General features: G+C 71.9%; 16 protein-coding genes and 1 pseudogene. 7 read left to right on the top strand and 10 right to left on the bottom strand.

Going from position 1 to position 17,136, the window contains the following annotated elements:
- Positions 1–72: 72 nt before the first annotated feature.
- Together ACSMXW_RS19165 and ACSMXW_RS19160 are read left to right on the top strand one after the other, a co-directional pair.
- A pseudogene (locus ACSMXW_RS19165) lies at positions 73–812 on the top strand (class I SAM-dependent methyltransferase).
- A 275-nt stretch (positions 813–1,087) separates the two neighbouring features.
- A complete protein-coding gene (locus ACSMXW_RS19160; RefSeq protein WP_485797934.1) occupies positions 1,088–1,963 on the top strand; it encodes a sigma factor in 876 nt (291 codons plus the stop codon).
- A gap of 248 nt (positions 1,964–2,211) precedes the next feature.
- Here ACSMXW_RS19160 and ACSMXW_RS19155 read toward each other — a convergent pair whose 3' ends face one another.
- The 3 genes from ACSMXW_RS19155 to ACSMXW_RS19145 all read right to left on the bottom strand — a co-directional run bounded on the left by ACSMXW_RS19155 (position 2,212) and on the right by ACSMXW_RS19145 (position 5,234).
- On the bottom strand, positions 2,212–3,375 hold the full coding sequence (locus tag ACSMXW_RS19155) for an aminoglycoside phosphotransferase family protein (protein WP_485797933.1): 1,164 nt from the start codon (positions 3,373–3,375) through the stop codon (positions 2,212–2,214).
- A gap of 195 nt (positions 3,376–3,570) precedes the next feature.
- Complete coding sequence (locus ACSMXW_RS19150) at positions 3,571–4,359, bottom strand: HAD family hydrolase (protein WP_485797932.1); 789 nt, start codon at positions 4,357–4,359, stop codon at positions 3,571–3,573.
- Positions 4,359–5,234: a GntR family transcriptional regulator gene (locus ACSMXW_RS19145; RefSeq protein ID WP_485797931.1), complete on the bottom strand. Its 876-nt coding sequence runs from the start codon at positions 5,232–5,234 to the stop codon at positions 4,359–4,361. The genes ACSMXW_RS19150 and ACSMXW_RS19145 overlap by 1 nt, the downstream gene beginning before the upstream one ends.
- A 113-nt stretch (positions 5,235–5,347) precedes the next feature.
- On the opposite strand from ACSMXW_RS19145, the gene ACSMXW_RS19140 reads away from it, so the two are divergent.
- Positions 5,348–5,545 carry a hypothetical protein gene (locus ACSMXW_RS19140; RefSeq protein WP_485797930.1) on the top strand — a complete coding sequence of 66 codons (198 nt, stop codon included), beginning with the start codon at positions 5,348–5,350 and terminating at the stop codon, positions 5,543–5,545.
- Positions 5,546–5,611: 66 nt separating this feature from the next.
- A complete protein-coding gene (locus ACSMXW_RS19135; RefSeq protein ID WP_485797929.1) occupies positions 5,612–5,791 on the top strand; it encodes a hypothetical protein in 180 nt (59 codons plus the stop codon).
- A gap of 113 nt (positions 5,792–5,904) precedes the next feature.
- Here the strand turns inward: ACSMXW_RS19135 and ACSMXW_RS19130 are convergent, their stop codons facing one another.
- On the bottom strand, positions 5,905–7,248 hold the full coding sequence (locus ACSMXW_RS19130) for a GNAT family N-acetyltransferase (RefSeq protein ID WP_485797928.1): 1,344 nt from the start codon (positions 7,246–7,248) through the stop codon (positions 5,905–5,907).
- 527 nt (positions 7,249–7,775) lie between these two features.
- Entirely contained in the window at positions 7,776–8,981 is a 1,206-nt protein-coding gene (locus tag ACSMXW_RS19125) for an IS110 family RNA-guided transposase (RefSeq protein WP_485797927.1), read from the bottom strand.
- Positions 8,982–9,191: 210 nt separating this feature from the next.
- Between ACSMXW_RS19125 and ACSMXW_RS19120 the strand changes: the two genes are divergently transcribed.
- On the top strand, positions 9,192–11,096 hold the full coding sequence (locus ACSMXW_RS19120; protein WP_485797926.1) for a coagulation factor 5/8 type domain-containing protein: 1,905 nt from the start codon (positions 9,192–9,194) through the stop codon (positions 11,094–11,096).
- Between the two features lie 83 nt (positions 11,097–11,179).
- Here the strand turns inward: ACSMXW_RS19120 and ACSMXW_RS19115 are convergent, their stop codons facing one another.
- The gene (locus ACSMXW_RS19115; protein WP_485797925.1) at positions 11,180–11,767 is read right to left on the bottom strand and encodes a hypothetical protein; all 588 of its coding nucleotides are present in this window, start codon (positions 11,765–11,767) and stop codon (positions 11,180–11,182) included.
- 378 nt (positions 11,768–12,145) lie between these two features.
- On the opposite strand from ACSMXW_RS19115, the gene ACSMXW_RS19110 reads away from it, so the two are divergent.
- Together ACSMXW_RS19110 and ACSMXW_RS19105 are read left to right on the top strand one after the other, a co-directional pair.
- Positions 12,146–13,033, top strand: a complete 888-nt coding sequence (locus ACSMXW_RS19110; RefSeq protein WP_485797924.1) for a helix-turn-helix domain-containing protein — start codon at positions 12,146–12,148, stop codon at positions 13,031–13,033.
- Positions 13,020–13,277 carry a DUF397 domain-containing protein gene (locus ACSMXW_RS19105; RefSeq protein ID WP_485797923.1) on the top strand — a complete coding sequence of 86 codons (258 nt, stop codon included), beginning with the start codon at positions 13,020–13,022 and terminating at the stop codon, positions 13,275–13,277. Before ACSMXW_RS19110 ends, ACSMXW_RS19105 begins: the two co-directional genes overlap by 14 nt.
- A 105-nt stretch (positions 13,278–13,382) precedes the next feature.
- Here the strand turns inward: ACSMXW_RS19105 and ACSMXW_RS19100 are convergent, their stop codons facing one another.
- Genes ACSMXW_RS19100 through ACSMXW_RS19085 form a run of 4 tightly spaced genes read right to left on the bottom strand, consistent with a single transcriptional unit; the run spans position 13,383 to position 17,093 of the window.
- The gene (locus ACSMXW_RS19100; protein ID WP_485797922.1) at positions 13,383–13,943 is read right to left on the bottom strand and encodes a LeuD/DmdB family oxidoreductase small subunit; all 561 of its coding nucleotides are present in this window, start codon (positions 13,941–13,943) and stop codon (positions 13,383–13,385) included.
- The gene (locus ACSMXW_RS19095; protein ID WP_485797921.1) at positions 13,943–15,226 is read right to left on the bottom strand and encodes a 3-isopropylmalate dehydratase large subunit; all 1,284 of its coding nucleotides are present in this window, start codon (positions 15,224–15,226) and stop codon (positions 13,943–13,945) included. Before ACSMXW_RS19095 ends, ACSMXW_RS19100 begins: the two co-directional genes overlap by 1 nt.
- Entirely contained in the window at positions 15,223–16,566 is a 1,344-nt protein-coding gene (locus tag ACSMXW_RS19090) for a 3-isopropylmalate dehydratase large subunit (protein WP_485797920.1), read from the bottom strand. The genes ACSMXW_RS19095 and ACSMXW_RS19090 overlap by 4 nt, the downstream gene beginning before the upstream one ends.
- On the bottom strand, positions 16,563–17,093 hold the full coding sequence (locus ACSMXW_RS19085) for a LeuD/DmdB family oxidoreductase small subunit (protein WP_485797919.1): 531 nt from the start codon (positions 17,091–17,093) through the stop codon (positions 16,563–16,565). The genes ACSMXW_RS19090 and ACSMXW_RS19085 overlap by 4 nt, the downstream gene beginning before the upstream one ends.
- Between the last annotated feature and the right edge of the window lie 43 nt (positions 17,094–17,136).

Below are 17,136 nucleotides of genomic sequence, written 5' to 3'. Positions count from 1 at the left end.
CCCGGCTGACACCGCCGGGGGAAGCGGGAACCGAGTAGAGATTCGGAGCCGGCTCCCCTTACCTTCGGCCGCATGGCTGACGAATGCTTCAGACATCCACGGCTGGCCGCGGTCTACGACGCGCCGACTCCGATCGCGCCGATCTCGGGGCGTACGTCCGCATGGCGGAGGAGTTCGGAGCGCGTCGGGTTCTGGACATCGGCTGTGGGACGGGAGTGTTCGCCCTGCTGCTCGCTGATCGCGGGATCGAGGTCGTCGGTGTCGATCCCGCCGAGACTTCCGTCGACGTGGCCCGGGGCAAGCCGGGCAGCGAGCGGGTGCGCTGGATCTGCGGCGATGCGACAGCGCTTCCACCGCTGTGGGTCGACCTCGCCACCATGACGGCGAATGTCGCCCAGGCCATCACCGACCCGCAGGTGTGGCGGGAGACCCTGCGCGGGGCGTACGAGGCGCTGCGGCCTGGAGGGCGTCTGGTGTTCGAGACCCGGGATCCGGCCAGACGGGCCTGGGAGGAGTGGACCCGGGAGAAGTCCTACCGCGTGGTGGAGGTTCCGGGCGTCGGTGCCGTCGAGACCTGGTTCCAGGTGACCGACGTGAGCCGGCCGCTGGTGACGTTCCGGGCGGCCTACGTCTTCGCCGCGGACGGACAGGTGCTGACGTCGGAATCGACGCTGCGTTTCCGCGAGCGCGGGGAGATCGAGGCGGACCTTGTGGCGCGGGGGTTCGTGGTGGACGGCGTTCGCGACGCTCCTGACCGTCCCGGCCGGGAGTTCGTCTTCCTCGCCCGGCGCCCGGAGACAAGCGGGGTGTGAGGGCGGGTGCGGTGGTGACGGTGGCGTCACCTCGGAGGTGGGTGGCCAGAGGGAGGACCGGTTGCCGTCGGTGTGCCGGGCTCGGCGGTCGGTGGTGGTTGGCGGTCGGTGGTGGTTGGCGATGGTGCCCGGGGCGCGGTCGGTGAGCGGAGCAGGTTGCGGGGGCGGCCGGGGTGGGCTGCCGGTGGCGGCGCCCGCGGTGGTGTGGGCGGTGCTGCGGTCCTCCCGTGCGCGTGACGGCGCCTGACCGTCCGCGGCGCGGCAGAATGCCCGGCATGGACGACGACGAACTCCTGGCGGTGCGGTTCGAGGAGAGCCGGACGCGTCTGCGGGCCGTGGCATACCGGATGCTCGGTTCGCTGAGCGAGGCCGAGGACGCGGTCCAGGAGGCGTGGCTGCGGCTCGGCCGCACCGGGGCTGAGCAGATCGAGAACCTGCCCGGCTGGCTGACCACCGTGGTCGGCAGGATCTGCCTGGACATGCTCCGCGCCCGCCGTTCGCGCCGCGAGGATCCGCTCGACGTCCGCGTGCCCGACCCGGTGGTCGAGCCGGTGGACGTGGGCCCCGGCGACCCGGAGGGGGCGGCGGTGCGCACCGACGCGGTCGGCCTCGCGCTCCTCGTCGTCCTGGACACGTTGAGCCCCGCCGAGCGGCTCGCCTATGTGCTGCACGACATGTTCGCGGTGCCGTTCGAGGCCATCGCGCCCATCGCCGACCGCAGCCCGGCCGCCACCCGGCAGCTCGCCAGCCGGGCCCGGCGGCGCATCCGGGCGGCCGGGCCCGAGCCGGAGCGGGATCCGGTCCGGCAGCGGAGCGTCGTCGACGCGTTCCTGGCGGCCGCCCGCGGCGGGGAGTTCGAGGCGCTTGTCGAACTGCTCGATCCGGACGTGGTGCTGCGGGCGGACGCCGGCCCGGCCGGCGTCTCGCAGCTCATCCGGGGCGCCCGGGATGTCGCCGGTCAGGCCCTTGCCTTCCGGCGGCTGGCGGGGGATGCCCGGCCCGTGCTGGTGAACGGCATGCCCGGGCTGCTCGCCGCGCCCGGGGGGCGGGCGGTGTCCGTGATGGGCTTCACCGTGCGCCGGGGGCGGATCACGGAACTCCACATCCTGGCGGATCCCGAACGCTTGGCCCGCCTGGGCGCAGCGTCCTGACCGCCCTCACCACGCGGGCGCGCGCGACCGGCCACCGGCCGGCCCCGCCGGGGCCGCCTCCGCGTCAGCGGCCCGCACGAAAAGGGGCGCGGGGAACCGCGCGCGCAACCACCCACCGGCGGTGGTCCGAAGACGACCGGAACAGCCCACGGTCCGGACCAGCCCCCTTCGGACGCTCCGGAACAGCCCCCTTCGGGCGGTGACGACCCCGGCGCGTCTCGCCGGGGCTGGTCGCTTCGCCCACCGCCCTACGCCGGGCCGGGCCGGGCCCACCCGGTGACCCGGGGCCGCCCCGGACGACCGTGTGCGGTGGCGGGTGGCCGGAACGGGAGGCCCAGCGCCGCGGTGGCCTCCCGGAGGGTCATGCCGTAGGCGTCGACGGCACGCTGGACGTTCGGAGCGTCCAGGCTCGTTCCGCCGCACAGCCGCGCCAGGTCGACGTACGCGGACCTGACGCGCTCCATCCGGTGGTACGCCGGCAGGTCGTCCTCCCAGCCCCGGGTGTACCGCCCCGGCAGCCGCCGGCCCCACGCCCGCAGCATCCGCCGGCGGATGTCACCGCTCGCCCCGCGCGTCAGGTGCAGGTGGCGCACCAGGTCGTACAGCGGGTCGCCGACCACCGCCATCTCCCAGTCGATCAGGACGAGGCCGGCCACGCCGCGCACCAGGTTCCAGGGGTTGAGGTCCCCGTGCAGCAGGACGGGCACGCGCCGCACCGCCCGGTGGCGGCCCAGGATCTCCCGCAGCCGGGGGCCGTCCGGCAGCCCGTACCGCCGGGCCGCGCGCTGGGTGTCCAGGGGCAGGGCGCCGACCAGGGTGACGAGTTCCTCGCACAGCCAGGGGTAGAAGTCCACGCCCTCGGCCGCGGGGTCGAGCGTGCCGTGGTCGACCTCGGTCAGCGCGCGCAGCTGGGTGACGAGGTCGTCGGCCTCCTCGGGCCGGAGCCCGCCCGCGGGGTGGCGGGGCCCGCCGCGGCCCGACTCGTAGGAGTGGACGGCGAATCCCTCCTCGACCCCGTCGCGGTGGGATTCGCCGAGGGCGAGCACCCGGGGGACGCGCACCGGGACGCCGGAGCGCTCGATGGCGCCGAGGACGGCGTGCTCGCTGAGGAAGCCGCGTTCCAGGCGTGCCGCGCCCGGGATCCTGCGCCGCACCACGACCAGGCGGCCGACGCTCGGAACGTGCACGACGGTGTTCCGGTGGGTGGTGCCCTTGAAGACCCGCTCGGGTGGCGCGGTGCGCTCGGCGGCCAGGGCCTCGGCCACCGCACCGCGGGGGAAGTCGGGGCGTTCGGGGACGCGTTCGTCGGGTGTCCAGTCGACGGCGGACGGCTCCTCGGCCGTGCCGTCGGCCACACCGCCGGCCATGGCTGTTCCCGGGCCCGTGGCTCCCGGCGCGGGACGTGCACCCACGGACCACTCCTGGAGGTTCGGGCACTCGCGTCGTAGGTGCTCACACCATAGTGGTGATCTCCGTACCGCACATCTCAGGGGCCCCGCCCGCCCCCTCCGCCGCGCCGCCCGTACGCGCCGCGCGACCCGTACGGACGGCGCGCACGGGCGGCGCGTATGGCGCGTATGGCGCGTACGCACCTGGCCGGCCGGCCCTCACGACGGTTCCGCGCCCTCGCGCACCAGGTCCAGGACCTGCCGGAGCGAGGTCACGATGCCCTCCGCGCCCGCGTCGTGCAGCAGCTCGGCCTTGCGGTCGCGGGGGGCGTAGCCGAGGAACGGCACACCGGCCTGCCGGGCGGCGGCGAGGTCCGAGGTGTTGTCGCCGATCATGAGCGCGTCGGCGGGCCGGGTGCCGGTGGCGCTCAGGGCGCGGCGCAGGCAGTAGGGGTCGGGCTTGAGGCGGTGCAGGTCCCCGGTGCGGCCGTAGATGTGCGGCTCGAAACACCCGGCGAGGTCCCGGCCGCCCAGGTAGGCGCGCGCCACCCGCGGGGAGTTGTTGGTGGTGATGGCGAGCCGGGTGCCCGTCGACCGCCAGGTGCGGATCAGCGGGTCCGCGAACGCCGTGGGCCAGGCGGAGCCGGCCGCGAGCAGCTCCGCCTGCGTCAGGCGCTCCTCCAGCTCGCCGACGAGGTCGCTGCCGGGGTGTCTGCTGTCGACGGCGCGCAGCACCTGCTGCGGGTCGGGGTACCGCTGCTCCTCCTCGGTCAGCAGCTCGCGCAGGCCGTGCCCGGCCACCCAGTCCACCAGGTCGGCGGCGACCCGCTCCGCCTTGTGCCCGGCGAAGAGGCGGCAGATCGGGCCGTCGAAGTCGAAGAGCACGAGACGGGCCGCCTCGATCAGTTCACGAACCTTCTCGGTCTGCTCCGCGCTTATTTCGGTCTCTTCTGCTACCGGGATTTCCTTTTCCCTACGCTGTTCGGTCCGTTTCGTATCAGAGGTCACTAGGAGAGTGTCAGGTCCGTGGCGATGGTTTCCCAGAGCGCGTCGAACCAGTTCTGTGACTCCGCCACGAAGGCCGCCTCCCGCTGCCCGGCCCGCTTCCGGAAGGAGAACAGCAGGGACTGGCTGCCGAGGGCGTCGTACATGTCGAGCCGGTCCGTCTCGTACTCCTCGGCGCGCCTCGTCACCGTGTAGTACGCGAACAGCGCCTCCTCGCCGCCCAGCAGATAGAGCTTGATGGGCGGGGTGAACGGCAGCGCCCTGAAGGCGATGTCCACGTCGATGCCGTGCGAGTGGCGCAGCGAGCGGAGGTTGTGGCGGAGCACCTGCCCCTGGGAGTTGCGCTGGCTGAGCCAGCGGTGGTGCACGCGGTCGCCCGCGGCCCCCTTCTCGATCGGGGCGGGGAAGGCGAGCGAGATGTCGCGGCTGGGCAGCAGGATGCGCACCGTCAGGGACTCGGGCCCAAGGCGGCCCTGGTGGATCAGCCTGACCGGGTCGGCCACGGCCAGCATCAACGTCTCCGCGGTGAGGCAGACGGCGTCGATCCGCACCTGGGGCGCGGCGAACGCGGCGCTGAGCCGGGGCGCCAGAGCGACCATCGCCGGCTGCGGCCGCGTCACCTCGGGCGCCGGCTCGGCGACCCGCGGCGGGCTGCCCCTGCCGACACCCACCAGCAGCCCGGCGCCCTGAAGGCTGCTGAGCGCCTGCCGCACGGCACCGCGCTCCACGCCGAACTCCGCGGCCAGCTCCGCCTGCGTGGGCAGCCGGTCCCCCGCCTTGAGGACACCGCTGTGGATCCGCTCGCGCAGCGCATCGGCGATGTCCCCGGAGGTTCGTCTGTGACGGTCCCCGCCACCCTCGTCCCGAGTCACGACCAAACCGTACAACTTTGATCCATCTGACGACAGTTACTTGTAAGTTGTTTTCGGTTTCTACCAAGTGGGAACAAGTACAACAGAGTTGGTTGCCAACTTGGAGATGGGGGAACGCCATGTCTGCCCTCGCCCTCCTGGGCCTTCTGAAGGAGGTCGCCGGCGCCACCGCCGAGCAGTTCCTGAGGTGGCCCTACGGGTTGGCCGGCATCGTGGGCCTGCTGCTGCTCGGTGCCGGCCTCAAGGCCCGCAGACCGGCGTGGAGTTCCGCCGGGGCCCTGGTGCTGGCGCTGCTCGTGGTGGCGCCGAGCCGCTGAGGACGGTCCGCCGAGGACGGTCCGTTCGGGATGCGCGGGCACGGAACACAACGGGGAGGGTTCGTCATGCCGTTCTTCACCATTGCCCTTGCCGCACTCGCCGTCGGATTCGAGCAGCTCGTCCAGTGGCGCTACGGCCCGATGGGGATCATCGCGTTCCTTTTGCTGTCCATCGGGGTGCGGGCCAGGAACGCCGTGCTGGGCTGGGTGGGCGCGGTGATCCTGCTGATGCTGCTGGCGCGGTGAGGCGCGGCGCGGCGCGGTATACCGAGGCGCAGTGCGGCCCGGTGAGGCGCAGTGCGGCCCGGTGCGGCGCAGTGCGATGCGAGGACGCCGGCGTACGCGGCCCGGCCCGGCCGTCAGAACAGGTCCGGGCACCACGGCCGGCGGGCCGTGCGGAAGAGGATCTCGGCGGTGGCCGTCGCCGCGGGGGTGTGCTCGGTGAGGCGGCCGAGGGCGGCGAGGCGGGTGGCCGACTCCTCGCCGAGCCAGAGCGCGGCCAGCTCCGCGGCGCCCAGCGTGAGGTCGGGCGACCGGGTGGTGCGGGTGCAGCTCGCGCCGTCCGGGGTGGCGTCCAGCAGATAGCGGCCCGCGGCCGGACCCCGCGCGCCGCCGCGCCCACCGGCCCCCGGGCCGCCGCGCCCGGCCGTGGCCCCCGGGCCGCGGTGCCCTCCGGCGGCCGCCAGGCCCGCGTACTCGTCGACGACCTCCAGCACGAGCCTGCCCGGCACCGCGTACGTCCGGCTCTCCAGGGCGCGGGCGGTGTCCAGGACGCGCACCCACAGCCAGTCCGCGCTGGTCACCTGGCGGGCCGCGCGCGGGTTGGGGAGCAGCAGGGGCAGCACGTCGTCCGTGGCGCGGTGCCCGGTGCGGACCTTGGTGATCCAGTCGATGGAGCAGACGAAGTGCCACAGCGCGCGCTCGGCCGCCGGGGTCACCGCGATCAGGTCGTGGACGGTGGCGGTGTCCATGGACAGCTTGGCGTCGCTCCAGACGTCGTCGGAGCGGTAGACGAGCAGGCCCTCCACGGTGCCGTCGGGCCCGCGGTAGAGCGCCTGGAAGGGCTCGGTCCAGGACGGGTCGAGGGCGGGTCCGGCCTGCCCGGTGGCCAGCTGCCACCAGCGCTCGTCGCGGTCGACCGCGCCGTGCTGCCGGGCCCGGAAGCGCTCGTGCAGCTCCGGGCCCGCCTTGCGGACCTCGGGGCCGTCGACGAGGTCGATCCGGCCGCCGTCCTCGGGGACGGGGCGACGGGTGTCGAGACCGGCACGGGGCACGTCGACCTCCCAGTCCGCCACGCCCGCGGCGGGCCCGAAGCCGAACCGGCCGTATATCGGGTACTCGGAGGCGATCAGACTCGCGACGACGTCGCCGCGCTCACGGGCCTCCGCCAGGTCCGCGGTCATCATGGCGCTCAGCAGGCCGCGGCGCCGGTGGGTGGGCGACACGGTGACGTTGGAGATCGCGGTGGCCGCGACCTGCGCGCCGCCCACGGCCGTGAGCGCCTGCGGGAACGAGCGGAACGTCGCCACGCAGCGCCCCGCGTCGAAGGCGCCCCGGGTACGGGCGTAGTCGATCGCGGCGGCACGGTGCGCCACGGCGGCCGGGGTGGGCGTGGGCGGACGCAGGAACCCGGTGTTCAGGGCCCGCATCCACTCCGAGAGCTCGGACTCGGCGATGGTACGTATCTCCGGGACAGCACGCATGGGGCCACGGTAGGGGTGGGACGGGGCCGGTGTCGCATCCATTTCCGGGGACACGTGCCCCCCGAGCCCTGGCGCACATACCCGTGAGCAGCACGCATGAAAGGGGCGCGGGCACCTGCGCGTCTGAAAGGGGCGCGGGCACCTGCGCGTCCAGCCGGCACCCGCCGTTGGTCCGGAGGCGGCGGGGACGCCCTTCCGGACCGGTGACGGCCCGGCCGCCTCGCCGCACCCGGTCGCTCCCCGCTGCGTCGACGGCGTGGGCGGTACCCCCGGGCTGGAGACCCCAGGGCACGGTCCCGCGCCCTGGGTAGTGGGCCGGGCCCCGGCCCGGCGTGAGAACGCACCCTGCCGGGGCGGTGCACGTCACGACCCTTGACGCCGCGGATCCCCCACGAGTTAGATCACTTCTGGCTTAAATCACCCCTTGAATAAAGGCGTGGAGTCACCCCGGCGCCCGTGGCACCCCGCCCGGAGCGGTGTGCCGTCCCCCGGCGCCGGCCTCCTCGAAGGGAATCTCAATGATGAAGTCAAGCCGCTTGCGTGACCGGCGGGGCGGAGGTGAACAGCCTTTGGTCACGCAGCATGGCCCACAGCACGTCGACTCGACGTCGGGCGAGCGCAAGCAATGCTTGGGTGTGGATCAACCCTTCGGATCGCTTCCGCAGGTAGTAGTCGCGAGATGGGCCGGGCCGCATCATGGCGGTCTGTGCGGCCAGGTAGAAGATGTGCCGCAGGCGCCGGTTGTAGCGTTTGGGCCGGTGGTAGTTGCCGGTGCGGCGGCCGGAGTCCCGGGCGACGGGGGCCAGGCCGGCGTGGGAGGCGAGGCGGCCAACGTCGCGATAGCCGGACAGGTCACTGACGATGGCGACGAACTCGGCTCCCAGGATCGGACCCATGCCGGGCATGGACTCGATGATCTCGGCACGGTCGTCGGCGCGGAAGGTCTCGCGGATCTCCCGGTCGTTGTCCTTGATCCGCTCGTCCAGGGACAGGAGCTGGTGAGCGAGGTCGCAGACGAGCTTGGCGGCCCGCTTCTCGCCGGGCAGGGCGATCTGCTGGGACTGGGCAGCCTCAACGGCCTTGGCCGCGACGGTGCCGGCACTGCGGACCTTGCGGCGTTCCAGCCAGGCCGTCAGCCGCTTGACGCCGATCCTTCGCAGGGCAGCGGGGGTTTGGTACTCGGTGAGCATGACGACCGGGCCTTTGGCCGCGGAGTAGTCGAAGGCCCGCTCCAGCGCCGGGCAGATGCCCACCAGCAGGTCACGGAGCCGGTTGATCAGCCGGACCCGGTCGGCGATCAGGTCAGCCCGGCAGTTCGTCAGGACCCGGAGCGTGGAGACCAGTTCCGGGGGCGTGTCCAGGACCGCGAAGCCCTTTGGGCGCATGCGGGCCTGATCGGCGATGACCCGTGCGTCCTTGGCGTCGGTTTTGCCCTCGCCCTGGTAAGCGCCGGACATCCGGTTGACCGTCCGCCCGGGAACGTAGACCACGTTCTGGTCGTGTGCGATCAGCAGGGCCAGCAGCAGCGTGGAGGCCCGGCCGGAGATGTCCACCGCCCACCGCACATCCTCGGCCCACTCGCGGGCGGTCTCGATGAGGGTCAGGATCTGGGCCTCATCGTTGATCACCTTTGTCGAGAACAGGGTCTCCCCGTCCAGGCCGAGCCCCACTGCCCAGTGGTGGCCCTTGCCGGCATCGATACCGACCCATATCCGCGTCTGCCGCGTGCTCAAGTCCGTTGCTCCATGTCCTTCTCGACCAGCACTCCGTGGCCCGAAGAACACCCCGCCGACAGGTCCCTAACCAGCGATGACCGCAGTTCTCAATCAGTGGTCGGAGCGTCCCGGAGGACCGGGCGGCCATTCCTTTCGAGCCATCAACGGCAACACCTCATCAGCCACACCCGGTCCTCCCGGACCGCCAACCATTCTTAGGGACGTCTCATGGCTGTTGCTTCCCCCGGGAACACCCCTGCCCCCGTACCGGACCGCGCCGCCGCCTCCGCCTCATCGCCGAGCCGCGCCGCCCTGGGCAGGCGCGGCTTCCTCGCCTCCGCCGGCGCCGTGGCCGCCGGCACCGGGGTCGCCCTCGGCACCCCGGCCACCGCCTCCGCCGCGCCCCGCGAGGCCGCACCCGCCAAGGCCGCCGAGGCCGCACCCGCCAAGGCCGCCGCGAGCGCGCCCCCGCCCGCGCAGCACCCCGCGGGGGAGCCGGACTTCGGCCCCAACGTCTACGTCTTCGACTCCGCCACGCCCGTCAAGACCATCCAGTCCCTGGTCGACCAGGTGTACGCGCAGCAGGCCGGCGCGCAGTTCGGGACCGGCCGGTACGCCTTCCTGTTCAAGCCGGGCGGCTACGACGTGGACGTCAACGTCGGCTACTACACGCAGGTGTCGGGCCTCGGCATCCAGCCGGCCGCCGTGACCCTCAACAACGCGGTGCACGCCGACGCCGACGCGCACGGCCACGGTGCGCTGACCAACTTCTGGCGCGGCGTGGAGAACATCAACCTGGTGCCCCGCAGCGGCACCGCGCGCTGGGCGGTCTCCCAGGCGACGTTCTTCCGCCGCGTCTACCTGCTGGGCAACATCCAGCTCGACGACGGCGGCTGGTCCAGCGGCGGCTTCATAGCCGACTGCAAGATCACCGGACAGGTGGACTCGGGCACCCAGCAGCAGTGGCTGACCCGCAACTCGATGGTGGGCCAGTGGCTCGGTTCCAACTGGAACATGGTCTTCGTCGGCGTCGACAACGCCCCCGCCACCACCTTCCCCGCACCCACCTACACCTCCGTGCCGCGCAGCCCGGTGGTCCGTGAGAAGCCGTTCCTCCACGTGGACCGGGACGGCGCGTACCACGTCTTCGTGCCCGCCGTGCGCACCGACAGCCACGGCACGAGCTGGGAGGGGCGCAGACCCGCGGGGAAGTCACTGCCCATCGGCGACTTCCACATCGCGCACGAGGGCGCCACGGCCGACGAGCTGAACGCGGCGCTGGCGAAGGGCAAGCACCTGCTCATCACCCCCGGTGTGTACCACCTGGACAAGCCGGTGGCGGTGACGCGCGCCGGCACCGTCGTGCTCGGTCTCGGCCTCGCCACGCTGGTCCCGGACGGCGGTGTGACCGCGCTCGACATCGCCGACGTGGACGGTGTGACGGTCGCCGGGCTGCTGGTGGACGCGGGCGAGCAGGTCTCGGACGCGCTGGTGCGGGTCGGCCCCGACGGCGCCCGCCGGAGCCACCGGACCGACCCGACCTGTCTGCACGACGTCTTCGTGCGGATCGGCGGGGCGGGCGTCGGCAAGGCCAGGCGGTCCGTGGTGGTGAACAGCTCGGACGTGATCATCGACAACACCTGGCTGTGGCGCGCAGACCACGGCACGGGCGTCGGCTGGGACACCAACACCTCCGAGGAGGGGCTGGTGGTGAACGGCGACGACGTCACCGTCTACGGCCTGTTCGTGGAGCACCACCAGAAGACGCAGGTGCAGTGGAACGGCGAGGGCGGCCGGACCTACTTCTTCCAGAACGAGATGCCCTACGACCCGCCGAACCAGGCCGTCTGGATGGACGGCACGCACCGCGGCTTCCCCGCCTACCAGGTCGCGGACCACGTCCGCAGGCACGAGGCGTGGGGCCTGGGCAGCTACTGCATCTTCGCCGAGGACGCCACGATCGTCGCGGACCGCGCCTTCGCCGTGCCCCGGACGCCAGGGGTCCGCCTGCACAGCATGATCACGTTCTCCCTGGGCGGCGGCCAGGGCACGATCGCCCATGTCGTCAACGAGACGGGCGGCCCCTCGGACGCGGAGGTCAACCTGGCCATGCTCACGTCGTACCCGTCGTGACGGGCCTCTGACGGTCACCGGTCCGACGCCCCCGCGGAGGCCGATCGCCCGGCCGGCTTCCGCGGGGCACCGGCCGGCCCGGCTCAAGCGGCTCCTTCAGCCTGTGCGCGATGCTCGGCGAGTTCGTCCGTCAGGCTCACAAACATGCAGCCCTCAAGGCGCCTGACCAGTTGAGACGCGACGACCCAGCGCATACGGGGGTCGCCGTACGGCATGATCACGTCCTCTGCCGGCTCGGGGCCGAGGCGCCCTCCGCGGTACAGGACGCCGTAGACGCCGTGGACTTCGGGATACTTCACGCGAACGGCCACGTACCTGCCGCGCAGGTGCGGGCAGAGCTTGACGGACCTGAAGGCGCAGGGGAGGCACACGGGCGGGTGCGTGGCCGCCACGTTCTCGGGCCAGTCGGGCGACTCCCCGCGGTCGTCGTGCAGCAGCCACAGCACACCCCGCTCGGTGCGGTCAGCGGGCCCGGCGCAGATCTGGCACCGTAGATTCCGCATCACCCGTCGCTGCCGGAGCGTGTGCACCCGCGCGAACTCGGGGCGGCCTTCACCCGGGCGGCTGGGCACCCGCCGCCACAGAGCCCCTTCCGCATCGCGGTCGTGGAAGTCCTCGTCGCGGTAGGCGATGCCCCTGCTCCCCAAGCCCACGACCTGGGGCGAGCGCATGCGTTCGGCGCTCCACGTGGCGATGTACGGGACGAGCCCCGCACGGCTCGGCGCCTGTGCGCCCGGCCGATCGGGCGGTGAGCCGAGCCCGCTCCGGGCTGGCGTTGGGAACGGGTGCACCGTTACGTCCTTTGCATGAGTGCCCTGCTCAGAGGGCTACTACGGTGATCCGCCGGGGACCGGTATGCGGCGTCGAATCGCCACTGACCCGGACGTGATTCAAGGGTCTACGGCGGGCCACTCCGCATGCAAGACTTCACTAAGGGACTTCGCCTAAATAGTCTCGAACAGATGTCTTCTCTTTTGCGACGAGCACTCAGCACATTTCATTGTGAGTAGGCAGAGTCCGTCATACTGAGAGCACAGAAGGGGTGGGGAATGGCTGAAGGACCTACCGGATCGACAGTTCCGCGTCGCCAGCTCGGCCGTCACCTGCGGGACTTACGGAACCAAGCACGGCTCACCGTCCGCGCCGCGGCGAAGAAACTGGAATGGTCCGAGGCGAAGATGTGGCGCATCGAAACGGGGCAGACCCCGCTGCGCAGCCTCGACGTCGAGGCCATGTGCAAGATCTACGGTGCACCGCAGGATCTGACTCAGGCGCTGATGGCGCTGGCCAAGGAGACCAAGGCCCGGGGCTGGTGGCACGCGTACGGCGACGTGATCCCGGAGGGGTTCGATGTGTACGTCGGCCTGGAGGAGGCGGCACAGAGCTTGTCTCTGTACCACAGCGACATCGTTCCGGGACTTCTCCAGACATCGGGCTATGCGCGCGAGATCATCCGTACCCACATCCGCGAGATCAGTGATGACGAACTCGACGGGCGTGTGCGCCTACGTGGCGAACGGCAGGCACTCATCACCCGGGCCACCGATCCTCCCACACTGCGGGTCGTCCTGAGCGAGGCCGTACTCCGTCGGCCCATCGGCGGACGCGAGGTGATGCGTGAGCAGCTCGCTCACCTGGTCTACGTGTCGGAGCGGCCGAACATCTCGATTCGCGCTATTCCCTTCGCTGCTGGTATGCACTCAGGTGTCGTCACTGGACCGTTCAACTTGCTGCGCTTCCCCCTCAACGGTGCCGGTGTCGACTCCGAGCCTCCCACCGTCTACGCCGACGGATACACCGGGGGCTTGTACCTGGACAAGCCGAACGAAGTCGATCAGTACGAAACGGCTTTCCGGGAAATCTGGGAAGCATCACTTGATGAGCAGGCGTCACGGCGCCTGATCGCTGAGGTGGCAGGGAGCCATGAACAGGGTTGATCTACACGACGCACAGTGGTTCAAGTCGAGTCACAGCAACGGCAACGGCAACTGCGTCGAGGTGACGTTCGTCAAGTCGAGCTACAGCAACGGCAATGGTGATTGCGTCGAGGTCGCGCGCCTCGGCGACGCGGTCGCCCTGCGCGACAGCAAGCAGCCGGCCGGGCCCGTGCTGACCAGCTCACCCGAAGGGTGGCGAGCCTTTATCGCGGGCGTGGTCGACGAGGAGTTCGGCGGGCGGTAGGAGCAGAAGCGCCCCGGTACGGCCGTGTGCGACGGCCGTACCGGGCGCTCTGGGCAGCCAGCGGCTTGGCATGAAACCGCAGCTCCCTCGCCCCGGCAGGGGCGCCTACGCGAACAGCTCCGGCCGCCGCTCCGCCAGCGCGATCAACCCGCCCGCCGTCAGCATCTCGATGAGGAACGGGTCGGCCGGGCGGCCGGTCCGGGTCTCGCCCGTGGCCGTGTTGGTGACCGTGCCCTCGGTGATGTCCACGGCCAGCCGGTCGCCCTTGTGGGCGAGGGCCGTGATGCCCTCGACCTCCAGGGCGGGCAGGCCGATCTCGAAGCAGTTGCGGTAGAAGGTGCGCGCGAAGCTCTCCGCGACCACGCAGCCGATCCGGGTGGCCGCCAGCGCCTTGGCCGCGATGGCGCGGCCCGACGACTGGCCGAAGTGCCGGCCCGCCACGACCACGTCCCCGGGCTGGACCTCAAGCGGGAACCGGGGGTCCAGGTCCTCCAGGACGTGCTGGACGATCACGTCCATCGGGTCGAAGACGTAGCGGGACTTCACGAGCTGGTCGGTGGGGATGTTGTCCCCGAACGTCCAGCAGGGGCCCTCGAAGCGCCCGAAGGGCCCGTCGGTGCCGGGGTGCGCGTCCGTGCCGGACCGCCCGGCCGTCTGCTCGGCCATCACGCCGCCCTCCTCTCGCCGCCGGCCGGCGCCACGGCGATCTCGCCGGCCGCCGCCGAGGCCGCCACGGTGGCCGCGGAGGCCAGGTACACCCCGGCCTCCGTGCTGCCGTTGCGGCCGGGGAAGTTCCTCGAGTGGGTGCAGATCATCGCCTCGCCCGCGGCCATCGCACCCATGTTGATGGCCTGGTTGGAGCCGGTGCTCGGCGGGAACCACGTCGCGCCGGCCTCGTGCAGCGCCGCCACCAGGCCCTCGCGGACCGCCTCCGCGAACACCTCCCGGCTGGACGGCACGATGTTCAGCCGGGTGTCCGGGTGCACCCGGCGGCCGTCCAGCACCTCGGCCGCGGCGCGGATGTCCTCAAGGCGCCCGCCGCCGTGCCCGCCCAGTTCGGCCCAGCCGACCGGGGTGCCGGCCGCCTCCGCGACCGGTTTGGTGTTGCCTACCGTCGGCGGGCACGCCACCTGCGGCGGGACCTCGCTGACGTCGTACCGCAGCACCGTCGCCGCGTCCTGCGCCCCGTCACCGCGCGGCAGCGGACCGCCCAAGGACCCGGGGGCCCCGCCCGGCAGGGTGCGCAGGAACGCCTCCGTGACCTCGTCCGGCTCGACGTAACCGCATTTCGCGCCCAGGTCCACGGTGAGCAGCGGGAAGAGCCAGCGGTCCCAGAACGGCGCCTGCTTGACGTAGGGCCCCGCGAACTCCAGCGCCCGGTAGTTCAGCGCGCCCTCACCGATCTCCGCGCCCAGCCAGAGCGCGATGTCCCGTGCCGTGGTGCCGGGCCGCGGGACGCCGTGCAGCTCGATGCGGACGGTCTCCGGCACCCGGAACCACGCCTTCCCGTACGGCAGCACGGTACCGGCGTGCGAGTCGTTGCCGAGCGCCACGGCGAGCGTGCCGAGCGCCCCGTGTACGGGGGTGTGGCTGTCCGAGCCGACCACGATCATGCCGGGACGCACATGCCCGCCCCGCACGGCCGCGTGGTGCAGGTTGCCGTTGCCGCAGTCCATCAGCGTGATGCCGTGCCGCCGGGCCCAGGCGCGGTTGTGCTGGAGGATCTCCGCCTGGCGCTCGGTGGGCGGCGAGAAGTGGTGGTCGAAGACCATCACCACCCGCTCGGGGTCCGGGATCGGGCGGCCCACCCGCTTCTCGTACACCTCCGAGGTGAGGTAGCCGCTGAGGTCGTGCATCAGCAGCCGGTCCACCTGCGCGATCACGATCTCGCCCGGCTCGACGGACGTCCGCCCGCTCGCCCGCGCCAGGATCTTCTCGACGAGGTTCACGCGGAGGCTCCTTCCGTGCGGCCGGCAGGCCGGGCGGACCGCGGCGCGTCCGCCAGCACGTCCGCCGGGTTGGTGATCACACCCGTGATCGCGGAGGCCGCCGCGGTGGCGGGGCTGCCCAGGTAGATCCGGGACTCGTAGCTGCCCATCCGGCCCTGGAAGTTGCGGTTCGCGGTGGACAGGGTGGCCTCGCCGTCGGCCATCGCGCCGCCGTTGCCCGCGCAGGCGCCGCAGCCGGCGTTGGTGATCATCGCCCCGGCCTCGATCAGCGTGGCGAGCACGCCGGTGGCGGACGCCTTGGCCATCACCGCGCTCGACGCGGGCGTCACCACGAGCCGCACGCCCCGTGCGACCTTGTGCCCGGCCAGCACCTCGGCGGCGATGGCCAGGTCGTCGTACTTGGCGTTGGCGCAGGACCCGATGAAGACCTGGTCCAGCCTGGTGCCGCTGACCTCGTCGACGCCGACCACGTTGTCGACGGTGTGCGGCACGGCGATCTGCGGGGTGAGCGCCGAGCCGTCCATCCGCACCACGTCCCGGTAGGCGGCGCCCTCGTCCGGCAGCAGCACCTCGTAGCCGTCCGCCGGCACCCCCGCCTCGTCGCTCAGGTAGGCGCGGGTGACGGCGTCCGGTGCGACGTAGGCGTTCTTCGCGCCCATCTCCATCGCCAGGTTGCAGAACGTCATCCGCTCCGACACCGACCGGGACGTGACGTAGGAGCCGCTGAACTCGGCGGAGCAGTACGTCAGCCCGTCCGCGCCCAGGTCGCCGATGAGCTTCAGCATCACGTCCTTGGCGTACGAGCCCACCGGCAGCTCGCCCTCGATCTCGATCCGCACCGAGTCGGGCACCTTCACCCACAGCTTGCCGGTCACCCAGGCCGCGGTGATCTCGCTGAACCCGACACCGGTGCCGAAGGCGCCGAGCGCGCCGTAGATGGTGGAGTGCGAATCGGTGCCGATGATGAACTGGCCCGGCCTGACCAGGCCGTTCTCCATCAGGACGATATGCGCGATGCCGGCGTTGACGTCGAAGAAGTTCTTGATGCCCATCCGGTCGGCGAACTGACGGCACAGCCGGTGGTCGGCGGCCGTCTTGGCGTTCATGGCCGGCGAGATGTGGTCCATGACCATGGCGACCCGGTCCGGGTCGTAGAGCCGCTCGGTGCCCATCCGCTCCAGCGTGCGGATGCAGCGCCAGCTCGCGGTGTGGCTCATGTAGAGGTCGGGGTAGGCGTCCACGATCTGCCCCGGGACGAGGCCCGACTCGCCGGAGGCCCGCTCGATCGCCTTCTGGGCGAACGTCCTGGGAGTGCCCACGCCACTGGCGGTGCCCGTCACGGAGTCGCTCCTTCCTGCGCGAAGCCGCGCATCAGATGGGGTATCAGGCCGCCGTCCTGGAGGATCTCGCGCAGGCCCTGCGGGTACGGCGCGAAGCCGAACGTGCCGCCCGCCACCTCCACGCTGCCCCGGTCGTAGTCGACCCACATGTCCCCCTCGCCGCCCGCGGCGGCCAGCGCGTCCACAGCCTGTGGACACTCGACGGCGACGAGGCCGGTGTTGATCGCGTTGCGGAAGAAGACGCGGGAGAAGGAGACGGCGACGACGGCCTTGACGCCGGCGCCGATCAGGCAGCTCGCGGCCTGTTCGCGGGCGCTGCCACAGCCGAAGTTCCGGCCGGCGACCACGACCCGGCTCGCCCTCAGCTTCTCCTGGACCTCCGGTCCGAGGGGTTCGAAGGCGTGCGTGGCCAGTTCGACGGGGTCGATGCTGACGAGGTAGCGGCCGGGGATGATGACGTCGGTGTTGATGTTGTCACCGAAGGTGATGGTTTTCCCGCCTACGCGGGGTGGGGGCGTGGAACTCATTGCTTACGGCTCCTCACGACGAAGCCCGTCCGGCGTTTGAGGA

The sequence above is a fragment of the Streptomyces sp. DSM 116793 genome (assembly GCF_057320905.1).
The sequence above is the reverse complement of the archived record's forward strand: the minus strand, read 5'-3'. Positions and strand labels throughout refer to the sequence as shown.